This window comes from Streptomyces sp. NPDC054847 (assembly GCF_053610925.1).
Genome location: NZ_JBSGZJ010000009.1, coordinates 25,779 through 43,075, shown reverse-complemented (window position 1 = coordinate 43,075; position 17,297 = coordinate 25,779). Strand labels below are relative to the sequence as shown.

Genomic DNA, 17,297 nt, shown 5'->3' with positions numbered 1-17,297 from the left:
ATTTACCTGTTCGTTGGGCCGCGTTTGGGCTGTGCACCCCCCACCCATGAGGGGGGGTAGGGCGGGGGGCTTTTGCCCCCGGGCCGGGAGCCGCGGTACTGGCAAGCCCGAGCGGAAGCTCAAGCGTTCCCTCTCCACACACTGGTACGCCTGGGCGATGGTCGCCCCGGTGACCGTCGTGATCGCCGTGATCATCGGCTACCCGCTGTTCCGCGGCATCTACCTGTCGCTGACGGACGCGAACGAGCGGAACGTCGCCCGGAGCATCGGCGTCAACGAGATCCCCGCCACCTACGAGTTCGTGGGCCTGGAGAACTACACGGAGGCCCTGACCGGAGACCAGTTCCTCGGCACGCTCGGCTGGACGCTGCTGTGGACGGTGGCGTGCGTCTCGGTCACCTTCGTCCTCGGCCTCGGCCTCGCCAACATGCTCAACCGCAGGATCGCCGGCCGCTCCTTCTACCGGATGCTGCTGATCCTGCCCTGGGCGGTGCCCGGCTTCGTCTCCGTCTTCGCCTGGCGCTTCCTCTACAACCAGGACAACGGACTCCTCAACAAGATCCTCGCGGGCGGCGGCATCGACGCCGTGCCGTGGCTGAACGACCCGACCTGGGCCAAGTTCTCGGTGATCGCCGTGAACGTCTGGCTGGGTGTGCCGTTCATGATGGTCGCCCTCCTCGGCGGCCTCCAGTCCATCCCGGGCGAGCTCTACGAGGCCGCCGAGATGGACGGCGCGAGCGCCTGGCAGCGGTTCCGCAACATCACGCTGCCCGGACTGCGTTCCGTGAGCACCACCGTGATCCTGCTGAGCACCATCTGGACGTTCAACATGTTCCCGGTGATCTTCCTGCTCACCCGGGGCGGGCCCGGCGAGGCGACGCAGATCCTGGTCACCCAGGCGTACAAGTTCGCCTTCGAGATCAGCCCGCGGGACTTCGCCCAGTCGTCCACGTGGGGCGTGCTGATCCTCGTCCTGTTGATGCTCTTCGCCGCGGTCTACCGGCGAGTCCTCCGCAAGCAGGGAGAAGTCTGGTGACCACCGCCGTGAACACGTCCCGACGCGGCCGCCGTTCGCCGCTGGCCTCCGTCGGTCTGCACGCCACACTGATCGTGGCCTCAGTGATCGCCGTCTTCCCGGTGCTGTGGGTCTTCCTCACCTCCCTCAAGCCGGCGAAGTACGCGATCACCACGGACTTCGTGAAGGAAACGACCCTCGCGAACTACACCGACCTGCTCGAGAACACCGAATTCCTCACCTGGTTCGGCAACTCGCTGCTCATCGCGGGCCTCACCACCGTCCTCGGCGTCTTCGTCTCCGCGACCACGGGCTACGCGGTCAGCCGCTTCCGGTTCCCCGGCAAGCGCGGACTGATGTGGACCCTGCTCATCACCCAGATGTTCCCCGTCGCGGTCCTGATCGTGCCGATCTACAACATCATGGCCACGATGGGGCTGCTCAACCAGCCGGTGGGCCTGGTCGTCACGTACCTGACCATCGCCGTCCCGTTCTGCGCCTGGATGATGAAGGGCTTCTTCGACACGATCCCGATGGAGATCGACGAGTCGGGCCAGGTCGACGGGCTCACCCCGTTCGGCACGTTCTGGCGGCTGATCCTGCCGCTGGCCAAGCCCGGCATCGCGGTCACCGCGTTCTACTCGTTCATCACCGCCTGGGGCGAGGTGGCGTACGCCTCCGCCTTCATGGTCGGCGACGAGAACCTGACGCTCGCGGGCGGTCTGCAGAAGTTCGTCAACCAGTACGGCGCCCAGTGGGGCCCGATGGCGGCGGCCTCCGTGCTCATCGCCATCCCGGCCGCGCTCGTGTTCCTCTTCGCCCAGCGGCATCTGGTGACCGGTATGTCCGCCGGTGCCGTCAAGGGCTGACCACTCGTATGAAGCGGCGACGCCGGTCCGCGCCTGATCCCCGGGCCGGCGTCGCACCCCACCCCATCACCTCCAGGGATGACATGACCCAGCACCTTGCTGCCCCCGCCGCCCCCACGTCCGGCACGCACACGGGCTGGTGGCGCGACGCGGTGATCTACCAGGTCTATCCGCGCAGCTTCGCCGACGGGAACGGCGACGGCATGGGCGATCTCGAAGGCGTGCGCAGCAGACTGCCGTACCTGAAGGACCTCGGTGTCGACGCCGTCTGGCTCAGCCCCTTCTACGCGTCCCCGCAGGCCGACGCCGGTTACGACGTCGCCGACTACCGTGCCATCGACCCGATGTTCGGCACGCTCCTCGACGCCGACGCGCTGATCCGTGACGCCCACGAACTGGGTCTGCGCATCATCGTGGACCTCGTCCCCAACCACTCCTCCGACCAGCACGAGTGGTTCAAGCGCGCGCTGCGCGAGGGACCCGGGTCCCCGCTGCGGGCCCGCTACCACTTCCGCCCCGGCAAGGGGGAGAACGGTGAACTCCCGCCCAACGACTGGGAGTCCATCTTCGGCGGCCCGGCCTGGACGCGTACCGAGGACGGCGAGTGGTACCTGCACCTCTTCGCCCCGGAGCAGCCCGACTTCAACTGGGACAACCCGGCCGTCGCCGACGAGTTCCGCTCGATCCTGCGCTTCTGGCTGGACATGGGCGTGGACGGCTTCCGCGTCGACGTCGCGCACGGCCTGGTCAAGGCCGAGGGCCTGCCGGACCTCGGCGGCACCGACCAGGTCAAGCTGCTCGGAAACGATGTCATGCCGTTCTTCGACCAGGACGGTGTGCACGAGATCTACCGCAGCTGGCGCACCATCCTCGACGAGTACCCGGACGACCGGATCGCCGTCGCGGAGGCATGGACGCCGACCGTGGAGCGCACCGCGAACTACGTGCGCCCCGACGAGCTCCACCAGGCGTTCAACTTCCAGTACCTCGGCACCCCCTGGGACGCCGCCGAGCTGCGCGCCGTCATCGACAGCTCGCTCGCCGCGATGCGCCCGGTCGACGCCCCCGCCACCTGGGTGCTCTCCAACCACGACGTCACCCGGCACGCCACCCGCTTCGCCAACCCGGCGGGCCTCGGCACCCAGCTCCGCACGGCCGGGGACCGCGAGCTCGGCCTGCGCCGGGCCCGCGCCGCGACGCTGCTGATGCTGGCCCTGCCCGGCTCCGCCTACATCTACCAGGGCGAGGAACTCGGCCTGCCCGACGTCACCGACCTCCCGGACGAGGTGCGCCAGGACCCGTCGTTCTTCCGCGCGGCCGGCCAGGACGGATACCGCGACGGCTGCCGGGTGCCGATCCCGTGGACCGTGGAAGGCTCCTCGTACGGCTTCGGCAGCGGCGGCAGCTGGCTGCCGCAGCCCGCCTCCTGGGGCGGGCTGAGCGTCGAGGCGCAGACCGGCGACCCCGGCTCCACGCTGGAGCTCTACCGCAGCGCGCTCGCGGTGCGCCGTGAGCACCCGGGCCTCGGCGCCGGGACGGCCGTGGAGTGGCTGGAGTCGCCCGAGGGCGTGCTCGCCTTCCGCCGCGACGGCTTCGTCTGCACCGCCAACACCACCGGTGCGACGGTCCGCGTCCCGCTGCCCGGCCGCACCCTGCTCGCCAACGAGACGGTGATGATCGTGGACGACATGGCGGAGCTGCCCGCCGACACCACAGTCTGGTGGGCGGTGTGACGATCCCGCTGCCTCGGGGCGACGGAAACGGCGCCCCGAGGCTCGCCGACCTCGCCCTCCAGGCGGAGGTCAGCGAAGCCACGGTCAGCCGGGTGCTGAACGGCAAGGCCGGCGTCGCCGCCGCCACCCGGCACAAGGTGCTGGCCGCCCTCGACGTGCTCGGTTACGAGCGGCCCGTGCGCCTGCGGCAACGCAGCGCCGGGCTCGTCGGCCTGATCATCCCCGAGCTGACGAACCCGATCTTCCCCGCGTTCGCGCAGGTCATCGAACAGGTGCTGGCGGGCCACGGCTACACGCCCGTGCTGTGCACGCAGATGCCCGGCGGTTCGACGGAGGACGAGCTGGTCGAGCAGCTCGAGGAACGCGGCGTCACGGGCATCGTGTTCCTCTCCGGGCTGCACGCCGACACGACGGCCGACCCCTCCCGTTACCTGAAACTGGCGGGCCGTGGCATCCCGTTCGTCCTGATCAACGGTTACAACGAAGCCGTGGAGGCGCCGTTCGTCTCGCCGGACGACCGGTCCGCGGCGCGGATGGCCGTGCGGCACCTCGTCGAACTCGGCCATGAGCGCATCGGTCTGGCCATCGGCCCCACCCGCTACGTGCCCTCGCTGCGCAAGGCCGAGGGCTTCACCGAGGCCCTCCAGGCGATGCTGGGGCTGGGCGCGGACGAGGCGCAGGGGTTCATCCAGCGCACGCTTTTCTCCGTCGAGGGCGGCCAGGCGGCCGCCGGCCTGCTGCTCGACCAGGGGTGCACCGGCATCGTCTGCGGCAGCGACCTGATGGCGCTCGGCGCCATCAGGGCGGTGCGGGCGCGGGGGCTCGAGGTGCCCGGGGACGTCTCGGTCGTCGGCTTCGACGACTCGCCGCTCATCGCCTTCACGGACCCGCCGCTCACGACGGTGCGTCAGCCGGTGCAGGCCATGGCGACGGCGGCGGTCGACGCGTTGGTCGAGGAGATCGACGGAAACCCGGTGCAGCGCACGGAGTTCGTCTTCCAGCCGGAACTCGTGGTGCGCGGCTCGACGGGCGCGCCGCGGCGCTGAGACGGCGCCGGGCAGACGCCGATCGGCCGGGAGCGCGTCGGCGGTAGGGGCGGTGCCGGGGCGCTTCGGCGGGAACTGACGGTGCGTGGCGGCGCTGAGACGGAGCCGATCGGCCGGGGCGCCGTCGCGGTCAGGTGAACGCGGCGGCGCCGTAAGGCGGGTCGGAAGCCCGGGGCCTGCCCCTGGTCGGGGCTGCGGCGGGGTCTGTCTGCGGCCCCGGGCCTCCAGCTTGTGGGGCATCGGCCGGTGAGTGGGGGTGGGGGGCCGGTACCCGTGACTCCGGGGCCTGTTGAGGCGTTCCGGCCCCTGAGCCGGTGACCGGCCCGGCCGGCCGGGCGCGTAGGGCCCCGGCACTGACCGGAACCCCCGGCCGACCGGACCGGAGTCATGGTTGAACGTAACACCGTTGCAATGGCTTGCGAAAGAGTTTGCGGCCAGGAAACAGTGGGTTTTCAAGCATGTCACCGGAGTCTGCCCGAAGGGTTGACCGGCGGCCGGACGGGCCATACGGTCTCGTCCGCAACGAGTTTCAGACTTCTTGCAGCAAGAAATCCCCAAGGCCTTGCGGGCACGGCGCGTTGCCGCACGAGGCTGACCCCTCGCATCCGCACCTTCCTGTGAGCCCAGGAGGAATCATGGCCAGCAGAACCGTGGCCGCGGCACTCGCCGTTGTGGCAGGAGCCGCCGTCGCCGTCACGGCCCCCAGCACCGCCCAGGCCGCCCCACCCGGCGACAAGGACGTCACCGCGGTGATGTTCGAGTGGAAGTTCGACGCGGTCGCCCGTGCCTGTACCGACTCCCTCGGCCCCGCCGGCTACGGATTCGTACAGGTCTCGCCGCCCCAGGAGCACATCCAGGGCAGCCAGTGGTGGACCTCTTATCAGCCCGTCAGCTACCGGATCGCGGGTCGTCTCGGTGACCGCGCCGCCTTCAAGAGCATGGTGGACACCTGCCACGCGGCGGGCGTCAAGGTCATCGCCGACTCCGTCATCAACCACATGTCCGCCGGTTCCGGCACCGGTACCGGCGGATCCGCGTACACGAAGTACAACTACCCCGGTCTGTACTCCTCGCCCGACATGGACAACTGCACCTCGCAGATCAACAACTACCAGGACCGCGGGAACGTGCAGAACTGCGAGCTCGTCGGGCTCGCGGACCTGGACACCGGCGAGGAGTACGTCCGGGGCCGGATCGCCGGATATCTGAACGACCTGCTGTCGCTCGGCGTCGACGGCTTCCGCATCGACGCCTCCAAGCACATGCCCGCCGACGACCTGGCCGCCATCAAGGCCAAGCTCGCGAACCCGGGCGTCTACTGGAAGCACGAGGCCATCCACGGCGCGGGCGAGGCCGTCTCCCCGAGCGAGTACCTCGGCAGCGGCGACGTCCAGGAGTTCCGCTACGGACGCGGCCTCAAGCAGGTCTTCACCGGCGGGAGCCTCGCCCACCTGAAGAACTTCGGCGAGGGCTGGGGCTTCATGGAGTCCGGGACGTCCGCCGTCTTCGTCGCCAACCACGACACGGAGCGCGGCGGCGACACCCTCACCTACAAGGACGGGGCCAACTACACACTGGCCCACGTCTTCATGCTCGCCTGGCCGTACGGCTCGCCCGACGTCCACTCCGGCTACGAGTTCACCAACCACGACGCCGGCCCGCCGAACGGCGGAGCGGTGAGCAGCTGTTACAGCGACGGGTGGAAGTGCCAGCACGCCTGGCGCGAGATCTCCTCGATGGTCGGCTTCCGCAACACCGCCCGCGGCCAGGGCGTCACCAACTGGTGGGACAACGGCGCCGACCAGATCGCCTTCGGGCGGGGCGACAAGGCGTACGTGGCCATCAACCAGGAGGGCGCCGCGCTCACCCGCACCTTCCAGACCTCCCTGCCGGCCGGCACCTACTGCGACGTGCAGAGCGGCAGGAGCGTCGCCGTCAACGGCTCCGGGCAGTTCACCGCCACGCTCGGCGCCGGCACCGCCGTCGCACTGCACGCCGGCGCGCGGGACTGCGGCGGCGGCTCGACCGATCCCGGACCGGTGAGCGCGGGCGCGTCCTTCGCCGTCAACGCCACCACGGTCGTCGGCCAGAACATCTATGTCACCGGCAACCAGCCGGCGCTCGGCAACTGGAACCCCGCCGGCGCGGTCAAGCTCGACCCGGCCGCCTACCCCGTGTGGAAGGCGGACGTGAACCTCGCCGCGGGCACGCCCTTCGAGTACAAGTACATCCGCAAGGACGGAGCAGGCAACGTCACCTGGGAGAGCGGCGCCAACCGCACCGCCACCGTCCCGTCCTCCGGCAAGGTCACGCTGAACGACACCTGGCGCAACTGACGCCACCCCCGTGCTGCCCCGCGTCCCTCCCCGGGCGCGGGGCACCGCACTCGCACCACAACCCACCCTCATCCAGGAGAGACCCGCCTTGATACGCCCCCGTGTCCCGCTGCGCCACATCGTGGCCGCCGCCGCGGCGACGGCGACGGTCGCGGCGCTCGTGACCGCCCTTCCGGCGGCCGCGGCGCCCGAACCGCCGAAGCCGCCGTCGGACAGATCGCTCGCCGCGGAGCCGGCCCGCCACGACCTCACCCGCGAGCAGTTCTACTTCGTCCTGCCCGACCGCTTCGCGAACGGCGACAGGAACAACGACCGCGGCGGACTGACCGGTTCGCGCCTCACCACCGGCTACGACCCCACCGACAAAGGCTTCTACCAGGGTGGTGACCTCAAGGGGCTCACCGAGAAGCTGGACTACATCAAGGGTCTCGGCACCACCGCCATCTGGATGGCGCCCATCTTCAAGAACCAGCCCGTGCAGGGCGAGGGGAAGGATGCGGGCGCCGGCTACCACGGCTACTGGATCACCGACTTCACCCAGGTCGATCCGCACTTCGGCACCAACGCCGACCTGGAGAGGCTGATCGACAAGGCCCACGCCAAGGGCATGAAGGTCTTCTTCGACGTCATCACCAACCACACCGCCGACGTCGTGGACTACAAGGAGAAGTCGTACGGCTACCTCTCCAAGGGCGCCTTCCCCTATCTGACCGAGGACGGCGTGCCGTTCGACGACAGCGACTACGCCGACGGCACCAGGCGCTTCCCCCGCACCGACGAGGACTCCTTCCCGCGCACCCCCGTCGTGCCGGGCGCCAAGAAGAACCTCAAGGTCCCCTCCTGGCTCAACGACCCGGAGATGTACCACAACCGCGGTGACTCGACCTTCGCCGGCGAGTCCTCCGAGCACGGCGACTTCGTCGGCCTGGACGACCTGTGGACCGAGCGTCCCGAGGTCGTCGAGGGCATGGAGAAGATCTATCAGCGCTGGGTCCGCGACTTCGACATCGACGGCTTCCGCATCGACACGGTCAAGCACGTCAACACCGAGTTCTGGACACAGTGGGCGACCTCGCTGGACGAGTACGCGGCGAAGCGCGGCCGTGACGACTTCTTCATGTTCGGCGAGGTCTACTCCGCTGACCCGGCCATCACCTCGAAGTACGTCACCCAGGGCCGTCTCGACGCCACGCTCGACTTCCCGTTCCAGGACGCGGCACGCACCTTCGCCTCGCAGGGCGGATCCGCCGAGAAGCTGGCGAACCTCTTCTCGCAGGACTACCGCTACACCACGGACAAGGCCAACGCCTACGAATCCGTGCCCTTCCTCGGCAACCACGACATGGGCCGCTTCGGCACCTTCCTGGCGCAGGACAACAAGGACGCCGACGACGCCGAGCTGCTGAAGCGCTACCGGCTCGCCAACGAGCTGATGTTCCTCAGCCGCGGCAACCCCGTCGTCTACTACGGCGACGAGCAGGGATACACCGGGGCCGGCGGCGACAAGGACGCCCGTCAGACGCTGTTCGCCTCGAAGACCGCCGACTTCCTGGACGACGACCAGATCGGCACCGGCCGCACCCACGCCGAGGACGCGTACGACACGTCGCACCCGCTCTACCGGCAGATCGCCGCACTCGCGAAGCTCACCAAGGCGCACCCCGCGCTGCGTGACGGCATCCAGCAGCAGCGGTACGCGCAGGGCTCGGTGTACGCCTTCTCCCGCACCGACGCCCGGGCGGCGACCGAGTACGTCGTCGCGGTCAACAACGCCACGGAGCCGAAGACCGTCCAGGTGCCGACAGGTTCGGCCGCCATGGACTTCACCGCGATCCACGGCGCCGACGGCACCGTCCGCAGCGGAGCCGACAAGAAGATCGAGGTGACCGTCCCCGCGCTCGCCTCCGTCGTCCTCAGGGCGGCCGGGCCGCTCGCCGCGCCCGCCGCCGTGCCGTCGATCACGCTCGAGGCACCGGAGGCCGGCGCCACCGGCACCGTCGAGATCTCCGCGGACGTCGACGGCGGGCAGCTGAACCGTGTCGTCTTCGCGGCCCAGACCGGCAACGGCAGGTGGCAGGTCCTCGGCTCCGCCGACCACGCCCCCTACAAGGTCACCCAGCACATCACGGCCCCGGCCGGAACGGCCCTGCGCTACAAGGCCGTCGTCGTCGACAGCTCCGGCCGTACCGCGAGTGCCACGGCCGCCACCACCAGCGGCGCCCCGGCCGTCGAGCAGCCGCCGAGCGCCACCCAGCGCGACTACGCGATCGTCCACTACAAGCGCGCCGACGGGAACTACGACGACTGGGGCCTGTACACCTGGGGCGACATCGCCGAGGGCGAAGGCACCACCTGGCCCGCGGGCAAGCCGTTCACCGGCCGTGACGCCTACGGCGCCTTCGCCTACGTCAAGCTCAAGCCCGGCGCCTCCTCCGTCGGCTTCATCGCCGTGAACAAGGACGGCGTGAAGGACACCGACGCCGACCGCAGCATCGATCTGTCCAGGACCGGCGAGGTCTGGATCGAGCAGGGCAAGCCGGAGGTGCGGAACACGGCCCCCGAGGGCGCCTACCCGCCCCAGGACACCGGCAAGGCGATCCTGCACTACAAGCGGGCCGACGGCGACCACGCCGGCTGGGGCCTGCACACCTGGACCGGCGCCTCGAACCCGACCGACTGGTCGAAGCCGCTGGAGCCGGTGCGGACCGACGCGTACGGCGCGGTCTACGAGGTGCCGCTGGCCCCCGGCGCCACGTCGCTCAGCTACATCCTCCACAAGGGCGACGAGAAGGACCTGCCGTCCGACCAGTCGCTCGACCTCAAGGCCCACGGCCACGAGGTGTGGCTGCTCGCCGGCCAGGAGAAGTACCTGCTTCCGCAGCCCAAGGGCGGCGGAGCGGCACTGGACCTGACCAAGGCGCAGGCGGTCTGGATCGACGAGAACACGGTCGTCTGGAACGGCAGCGAAGCCGCCGCCTCCAGCGCCCTGCTCTACTCGCGCGACGGCTCGATCGCGATCAAGGACGGCGCGCTCACCGGTGACCGCCGCGTGCTGCGCCTCGCGAGGACGGAGCTCACCGACGCGCAGAAGGGCAAGTTCCCGCACCTGTCGAAGTACACCGCCCACACGGTCGACCCGCGTGACCGCGACCGCATCCGGGAAGCGCTGAAGAGCCAGCTCGTGGCGGCCCAGTACGCCGCCAACGGAGCCGTGGTCACGGCCACCGGGGTGCAGATCGCCGGAGTTCTCGACGACGTGTACGCGGCCGGGGCCACCAAGGCCGACCTCGGCACCACCTTCGACCGCAAGGGCGTGCCGACACTGCGGCTCTGGGCGCCCACCGCCCAGCACGTCTCCCTCGAACTCGAGGGGAGGACCGTCGCGATGCGGCGCGACGAGGCGAGCGGCGTCTGGTCGGTCAAGGGCAGCAGGAGCTGGAAGGGGGACACCTACCGGTACAACGTGAAGGTCTGGGCGCCCTCCGTCCAGAAGGTCGTCACCAACAAGGTCACCGACCCGTACTCGCTGGCGCTGACGGCGGACTCGGAGAAGAGCGTCGTCGTCGACCTGGCCGACAGGTCTCTCGCGCCCAAGGGCTGGTCGACGCTGAAGAAGCCCGCGGCGGTGCCCCTGAAGGACGCCCAGATCCAGGAGCTGCACGTCCGCGACTTCTCCATCGCGGACGCCACCGCAGAGAACAAGGGCACCTACCTCGCCTTCACCGACAAGGACAGCAAGGGCTCGCGGCACCTGCGCGAACTCGCCGGCGCCGGCACCTCGTACGTGCATCTGCTGCCCGCCTTCGACATCGGCACCATCCCCGAGAAGAAGTCGGACCAGCAGCAGCCCGAGTGCGAACTGAAGGTCTACGCACCCGACTCGGAGGAGCAGCAGGCCTGCGTCGCCGCGGCGGCCGCGAAGGACGCGTTCAACTGGGGCTACGACCCGCTGCACTACACCGTTCCCGAGGGTTCGTACTCCACCGACCCGGACGGCACGAAGCGCACGGTCGAGTTCCGGCAGATGGTCAAGGCGCTGAACGAGGACGGCCTGCGCACCGTCATGGACGTGGTCTACAACCACACCGTGGCCGCGGGACAGTCGGACAAGTCCGTACTGGACAAGGTCGTGCCCGGCTACTACCAGCGGCTGCTGGCCGACGGCAGCGTCGCCACCTCCACGTGCTGCGCCAACACCGCGCCGGAGAACGCGATGATGGGCAAGCTCGTCGTCGACTCCGTCGTGACCTGGGCGCGTGACTACAAGGTGGACGGCTTCCGCTTCGACCTGATGGGACACCACCCGAAGGAGAACATCCTGGCGGTGCGCGCCGCGCTCGACGAGCTGACGCTCGAGCGGGACGGTGTGGACGGCAAGAAGATCATCCTCTACGGGGAGGGCTGGAACTTCGGCGAGATCGCCGACGACGCGCGGTTCGTCCAGGCCACCCAGAAGAACATGGCCGGCACCGGCATCGCCACCTTCTCCGACCGGGCGCGCGACGCCGTCCGCGGCGGCGGACCGTTCGACGAGGACCCGGGCGTGCAGGGCTTCGCCTCGGGTCTCTACACCGACCCGAACACCTCGAAGGCCAACGGCACCGAGGCCGAGCAGAAGGCGCGGCTGCTGCACTACCAGGACCTGATCAAGGTCGGGCTGTCCGGCAACCTCGCGTCCTACTCCTTCACCGACACCAGCGGCCGGACCGTCAAGGGCTCCGAGGTCGACTACAACGGCGCCCCGGCCGGTTACGCCGCCGTGCCCGGTGACGCGCTCGCCTACTCGGACGCCCACGACAACGAGTCGCTGTACGACGCCCTGGCCTTCAAGCTGCCGGCCGGCACGTCGCCGGCCGACCGGGCCCGGATGCAGGTGCTCGCGATGGCGACGTCGGCACTGTCGCAGGGTCCGTCGCTGTCCCAGGCGGGCTCGGACCTGCTGCGGTCCAAGTCGCTGGACCGCAACTCGTACGACAGCGGAGACTGGTTCAACGCCATCCACTGGGACTGCCGCGACGGCAACGGCTTCGGCCGCGGACTGCCTCCGGCGGCCGACAACAAGCCCAAGTGGGGCTTCGCGAAGCCGCTGCTCAGCAACCCGTCGCTGACCGTGGGCTGCGCCGAGATCGACGGCGCCTCCGCGGCCTACCGGGACCTGCTGAAGATCCGCACCGGTGAACCGGCCTTCGGCCTGTCCACCGCCGGGCAGGTCCAGTCGGCGCTGTCCTTCCCGCTGTCCGGCAAGGACGAGACCCCCGGCGTGATCACCATGCGGCTCGACGACCTGGTCGTGGTGTTCAACGCCGGTCCGCGGCAGCAGACCCAGCGGGTCGCGGCACTGGCCGGCGAGGACTACGCCCTCCACCCGGTCCAGCGCGCGGGCGCGGACCCGACCGTCAAGTCGGCCGCGTACGAGAAGGGTTCGGGCACCTTCACGGTCCCGGCACGCACGGTCGCCGTCTTCGAACGCGGCTGAGCATCTGCCCCTGATCCACTGATCCCCTGGTCCGGACTCCGGGCCAGGGGATCGCTGTGTTCCGGGGCGCCCTCACGACCGGGGCTCCGGCGCCGTGCCCGCGGCGGGCACGGCGCCGGGCGGGTTCCTGTTCCTCCATCCGTGTCGCTGTTGGGCCGAACGGGTGAGGGGGGTGAGGATGGACCCATGAGTAGGTACGAGAGGTACGACGTCACCGACGAGCAGTGGGAAGGTCTGGCCCAGGTCGTCCCGCTGCGCGGCCGCAACGAGTGGCCGTCGCGGGTCGACCACGTCACGGTCCCACGGGAGTACGAGGCCGCCGAGCACCGTCGTTTCATCGTGCTGCGCGTACAGGTCTTCGGTGACGCGCGCGAGGTCGCCGAGTACCTGGTCGCCGGGATGCCGGTGCTGCTGGACCTCACCGGCGCCGACACCGACGTCGCCAAGCGGATCCTCGACTTCAGCAGCGGTGTGGTGTTCGGACTCGGGTGCCAGATGCACCGGGTCGACCGGAACGTCTTCCTGCTCGCACCCGTCGGCACCGAGGTCGAGGGGGCCGCGGCCGCGGCCGTCCCTCATTCGTAGGAAGGTCCCTCAGGCGGAACGGTTCGGCGTGTCCAGGGCTGCGTACCGTCCCGATCATGGACACGAAAACGCAGGTCATGGACGTGAGAACGCCGATCGGGAGCCGAACGCCGGTCGTCGGTCCCCAGACGTCGCCCGGCCGCGGGACCAACGCCCGGCCCGCCGTCACGCAGTTACGGCTCTCCGCCTTCCGATCGCACCGTGCCGCCGTCTTCCCGCTCGGCCCCATGACACTCTTCGCGGGGCCGAGCGGCAGCGGCAAGTCCAGCGCGCTCCAGGCGTGCGAGGCGCTGGCGCTCCTGGGCGCCGGCCGCGACCTGGCCACGGCCTTCCCCGAGCCGGCCGAATGCGTCCCGGAGCGGGCGGTCGCCGACAGACAGGGGCGGCGCGGATTCCGTATCGGCTGCACGGTCGACGGCCCGGCCGGGCCGGTCCTGCTCGACCTGGCCGTGCAGACCGAGCCGAGCCTGCGGGTGGCGGGCGAACGGCTCACCGGCGGCGGCCGGACCCTGCTGACCACGGCACTGCGTGACCCCGCACGGTCCGTCGTGGAGGCGGCGTGGCACACCGCGGGCTCCGCGACCGTCACCCGTGGTCCGCTGCCCGACGACAGGCTCGGCACCGCGCTGCTGCCGTTGCGCGTCGCGGGGAGCACCGAGGCGCAGTTACAGGTGCTCGCCGCGGCCGAACAGGTCGTGGTGGCACTGCGGTCGGTTTTCGCCTGCGACCCCCGGCCGGAGCGGATGCGCCGGCCCGTGCCGGCGGGGGCCGGGCGGCTGCGCCGCGGCTGCGACAACCTGGCCGAGGTCCTGCACCGCACACGCAGCGAATGCGCCAAGCGGCACGCGAGGCTTGCGACGGCGGCACGGATGGGGTGCGCGGGAGCGGTGGCCGACGTCGCGGTCGAGGAACTGGCGGGCGGGCGGGTGCGTGCCCTGCTCGCGCGGGGCGGTGGGCTGGGTTCGACACCCGTGGGACGGCTCGGCGAAGGGGAGCTCAGGTATCTGGGGCTCGCCCTGGTGCTGCTCACCGGGCCGGGCGTGCTCGCCATGGACCAGGTGGCGGAGGTGCCCGTGGCCTACCAGTCGCTCACGGTGCTCGCCGACGGCTTCGACCGCAGCCTCGACCCCGAACAGATCCGCCAACTGGTGGCGCTGGGGGCGGAGATGTGCGCGCGGGGGCACATCAGGCTGGTGGGGACCGTCACGGACGCGTCGTGCGCGCGGGGGATCGACGGCGTGACGGTGGTAGACCTGGTGCCGTGACGAGAGACGACGGGCTGGATGTCGAAGGGCTGCAGCGCAGACTGGCCGGGTTCGCGGCGGCGCGCGGCTGGGAGCCCTACCACACGCCGAAGAACCTGGCCGTGGCGCTGAGCGTCGAGGCGGCCGAACTGGTCGAGATCTTCCAGTGGTTGACGCCGGAGGAGTCGGCGCGGGTGATGGAGGAGCCGGAGGGGGCGCACCGGGTGCGCGACGAGGTCGCGGACGTGCTGGCGTACCTGCTGCAGTTCTGCGAGGTGCTCGGGATCGACGCCCTTCAGGCGCTGTCGGAGAAGATCGACCGCAACGAGATCCGTTTCCCGCCGAAGTGAGAACCGGGGAGGAACAGCCGGTACCACCGGGCACGCAACGCTACTTCGTCACTCTCCGGAGTTGTTGACTTATCCACAACGGCCTTGCTGTCCACAGATTTCCGAATTCCCCTGGCTTTCCGGCTCAATGGGCTTCACTCTGGGTAATGAACTCAGTGAGCAGAATTTCGTACGAACGGGGGTGCGTACATGGATGCGGAACGGCTCGTCAGAATGTGCCGTCATGCGCTGGCCCAGAGCCGCGCGGTGCCGGAGATCGTCGCTGAGGCATGGCAGGCCCAGGCTCTCGCGCAGGCGATCGGCGCCCGTCTGGCGCTCGTCGGCCCGCCGGAACTGCGGGGCGAGGCCAGAGGCCTGAGCGAGATCGGCGGTCGCGGATGCGGCGTGCTCGACCATCCGATGGTACGCAGCGGCACCGTCCGGGCCACGGGACTGACCGAAGTGGCCGACCCGGAGGCCACGTTACTCGCTCTGAACGTGCTGCTCGGAGACGTCGGCATCGCACTCGTCGGCGTCGCCTGCGCCACGGACGACGAGGGGCTCTACTGGCAGTGCATCGAGACGATAGACGCCGCCGACGAGTCCAGCGACCGGGTACGCGGCATGCTGCGCCGGCTCGCCGAACGGGAACCGGACCGGCCGCCAGAAACCGTCCGCGGCCGCGCCGGGCCCTGACGCTCACAGGGAGCCTTCGGCCGCCGGGCCGGGAGTCCAGGGTGCAGGATGGAACCATGGATCTTCGAATCTTCACCGAGCCCCAGCAAGGGGCGAGCTACGACACCCTGCTGGCCGTCGCCAAAGCCACCGAGGACCTCGGCTTCGACGCCTTCTTCCGCTCCGACCACTACCTGAGCATGGGCTCCTCCGACGGGCTGCCCGGGCCGACCGACGCCTGGATCACCCTGGCCGGACTGGCCCGTGAGACCAAGCGCATCCGCCTCGGCACCCTGATGACGGCCGGCACCTTCCGGCTCCCCGGTGTGCTGGCGATCCAGGTCGCCCAGGTCGACCAGATGTCGGGCGGCCGGGTCGAACTGGGCCTGGGCGCCGGCTGGTTCGAGGAAGAGCACAAGGCGTACGGCATCCCCTTCCCGAAGGAGAAGTTCGCCCGGCTCGAGGAGCAGCTGGCGATCGTCACCGGACTGTGGGCCACGGAGGTGGGCAAGACCTTCTCCTACGAGGGCACGCACTACCAGCTGTCCGACTCGCCCGCGCTGCCCAAGCCCGCCCAGCAGAAGATCCCCGTGCTGATCGGCGGCCACGGAGCGACCCGCACCCCCCGCCTCGCCGCCCAGTACGCGGACGAGTTCAACCTGCCCTTCGCGTCGATCGAGGACACCGAGCGGCAGTTCGCCCGGGTGCGCGCCGCCGCGGAGAAGGCCGGCCGCGCCCCCGGCGACCTCGTCTATTCCAACGCGCTGGTGGTCTGCGTCGGCAAGGACGACGCGGAGGTGGCCCGTCGCGCGGCATCGATCGGCCGTGAGGTGGACGAGCTGAAGGCGAACGGACTGGCGGGCTCGCCCGCGGAGGTCGTCGACAAGATCGGGCGTTACGCCGCCACCGGCTCGTCCCGCCTCTACCTCCAGGTCCTCGTCCTTGACGACCTCGACCACCTGGAACTGATCTCGTCGCAGGTCAGCTCGCAGCTGAGCTGACCGGAGGGGGAGCACCGTGAAACCCGCCCGTACGCTCGCCGCCGCCATCGAGGAAGGCCCCGTCGTCCTGGACGGCGGCCTGTCCAACCAGCTCCAGGCACAGGGCTGCGACCTGACCGGCAGCCTCTGGTCGGCCCGGCTGCTCGCCGACGACCCGGAGCAGGTCGAGGCCGCGCACACGGCGTACGTACGGGCGGGGGCCCAGGTGCTGATCACCTCGAGCTACCAGGCCACGTTCGAGGGCTTCGCCCGGCGGGGACTCGGCCGGGAGCAGGCGGCCGGACTGCTGGGCCGCAGCGTCGGCCTGGCCAGGTCCGCGGCGGACGCCGCCGGCCATGAGGTGTGGGTCGCCGCATCCGTCGGACCGTACGGCGCCATGCTCGCGGACGGCAGCGAGTACCGCGGCCGGTACGGGCTCGGCGTGCGCGAGCTGGAGCGTTTCCACCGGCCGCGGATCGAGGCGCTCGCCGCCGCCGGTCCGGACGTGCTCGCCCTGGAGACCGTGCCCGACACGGACGAGGCGCGGGCGCTGCTCGACGCCGCCGAAGGGTGCGGCGTGCCGGTGTGGCTGTCGTACACCGGCGCGGGCGGCCGCACCCGCGCCGGGCAGCCGCTCACGGAGGCGTTCGCGCTCGCCGCCGGCCGTGACCAGGTCATCGCCGTGGGCGTCAACTGCTGCGACCCGCGCGAGACCACGGAAGCGGTCGCACTCGCCTCGGAGGTCACCGGCAAGCCGGCCGTCGTGTACCCCAACAGCGGCGAACGGTGGGACGCCGTCTCCCGGTCCTGGCAGGGCGGCTTCGGGTACGACCCGGGCATGGTGCGCGCATGGCGTGACGCCGGGGCACGCATGGCCGGCGGCTGCTGCCGGGTCGGCCCTCGCGAGATCGCGGAGCTCGCGCGGCTGCTGCGCCCTTGAAGCTCCGCGCCGGGCACGCCCGGTGGCGCCCCGGACACGGGCCGTCCCCTGACGAAAACCCCTGGTCGG

The 17,297-nt window shown here is 70.5% G+C and carries 12 protein-coding genes; all 12 read left to right on the top strand.

The features are described from left to right. Positions 1-46: 46 nt before the first annotated feature. Positions 47-1,036: a carbohydrate ABC transporter permease gene (locus tag ACWGH4_RS02565; RefSeq protein WP_453454662.1), complete on the top strand. Its 990-nt coding sequence runs from the start codon at positions 47-49 to the stop codon at positions 1,034-1,036. Beyond that, a complete protein-coding gene (locus ACWGH4_RS02560) occupies positions 1,033-1,884 on the top strand; it encodes a sugar ABC transporter permease (RefSeq protein ID WP_234020357.1) in 852 nt (283 codons plus the stop codon). The genes ACWGH4_RS02565 and ACWGH4_RS02560 overlap by 4 nt, the downstream gene beginning before the upstream one ends. Before the next feature lie 83 nt (positions 1,885-1,967). Next, entirely contained in the window at positions 1,968-3,617 is a 1,650-nt protein-coding gene (locus ACWGH4_RS02555) for an alpha-amylase family glycosyl hydrolase (protein ID WP_441264823.1), read from the top strand. After that, positions 3,605-4,663, top strand: a complete 1,059-nt coding sequence (locus ACWGH4_RS02550) for a LacI family DNA-binding transcriptional regulator (RefSeq protein WP_453454659.1) — start codon at positions 3,605-3,607, stop codon at positions 4,661-4,663. Before ACWGH4_RS02555 ends, ACWGH4_RS02550 begins: the two co-directional genes overlap by 13 nt. Before the next feature lie 635 nt (positions 4,664-5,298). Continuing rightward, the gene (locus ACWGH4_RS02545) at positions 5,299-6,999 is read left to right on the top strand and encodes a carbohydrate-binding module family 20 domain-containing protein (RefSeq protein WP_453454657.1); all 1,701 of its coding nucleotides are present in this window, start codon (positions 5,299-5,301) and stop codon (positions 6,997-6,999) included. An 88-nt stretch (positions 7,000-7,087) separates the two neighbouring features. Beyond that, positions 7,088-12,475 (top strand): pullulanase-type alpha-1,6-glucosidase, encoded by a 5,388-nt coding sequence (gene pulA / locus ACWGH4_RS02540; RefSeq protein ID WP_453454655.1) that lies wholly within the window; start codon positions 7,088-7,090, stop codon positions 12,473-12,475. A gap of 186 nt (positions 12,476-12,661) precedes the next feature. Further along, positions 12,662-13,060: a cell division protein SepF gene (locus tag ACWGH4_RS02535; protein WP_441264827.1), complete on the top strand. Its 399-nt coding sequence runs from the start codon at positions 12,662-12,664 to the stop codon at positions 13,058-13,060. A gap of 56 nt (positions 13,061-13,116) precedes the next feature. Next, entirely contained in the window at positions 13,117-14,325 is a 1,209-nt protein-coding gene (locus ACWGH4_RS02530) for an AAA family ATPase (RefSeq protein WP_453454653.1), read from the top strand. Next, complete coding sequence (locus ACWGH4_RS02525) at positions 14,322-14,654, top strand: nucleotide pyrophosphohydrolase (RefSeq protein WP_189471773.1); 333 nt, start codon at positions 14,322-14,324, stop codon at positions 14,652-14,654. Before ACWGH4_RS02530 ends, ACWGH4_RS02525 begins: the two co-directional genes overlap by 4 nt. Positions 14,655-14,843: 189 nt before the next feature. Beyond that, positions 14,844-15,329, top strand: a complete 486-nt coding sequence (locus tag ACWGH4_RS02520) for a DUF6099 family protein (RefSeq protein ID WP_453454651.1) — start codon at positions 14,844-14,846, stop codon at positions 15,327-15,329. Positions 15,330-15,385: 56 nt separating this feature from the next. Further along, entirely contained in the window at positions 15,386-16,309 is a 924-nt protein-coding gene (locus ACWGH4_RS02515) for an LLM class F420-dependent oxidoreductase (protein WP_453454649.1), read from the top strand. Positions 16,310-16,325: 16 nt separating this feature from the next. Beyond that, complete coding sequence (gene mmuM, locus ACWGH4_RS02510) at positions 16,326-17,228, top strand: homocysteine S-methyltransferase (protein WP_453454648.1); 903 nt, start codon at positions 16,326-16,328, stop codon at positions 17,226-17,228. Positions 17,229-17,297: the final 69 nt, after the last annotated feature.

Bases quoted from the DNA above. Each gene is read 5' to 3' on its own strand.
- ACWGH4_RS02530 (WP_453454653.1), top strand. From the start codon at position 13,117: ATGGACACGAAAACGCAGGTCATGGACGTGAGAACGCCGATCGGGAGC.
- ACWGH4_RS02565 (WP_453454662.1), top strand. From the start codon at position 47: ATGAGGGGGGGTAGGGCGGGGGGCTTTTGCCCCCGGGCCGGGAGCCGC.
- ACWGH4_RS02555 (WP_441264823.1), top strand. From the start codon at position 1,968: ATGACCCAGCACCTTGCTGCCCCCGCCGCCCCCACGTCCGGCACGCAC.
- ACWGH4_RS02545 (WP_453454657.1), top strand. From the start codon at position 5,299: ATGGCCAGCAGAACCGTGGCCGCGGCACTCGCCGTTGTGGCAGGAGCC.
- ACWGH4_RS02520 (WP_453454651.1), top strand. From the start codon at position 14,844: ATGGATGCGGAACGGCTCGTCAGAATGTGCCGTCATGCGCTGGCCCAG.
- ACWGH4_RS02535 (WP_441264827.1), top strand. From the start codon at position 12,662: ATGAGTAGGTACGAGAGGTACGACGTCACCGACGAGCAGTGGGAAGGT.
- ACWGH4_RS02515 (WP_453454649.1), top strand. From the start codon at position 15,386: ATGGATCTTCGAATCTTCACCGAGCCCCAGCAAGGGGCGAGCTACGAC.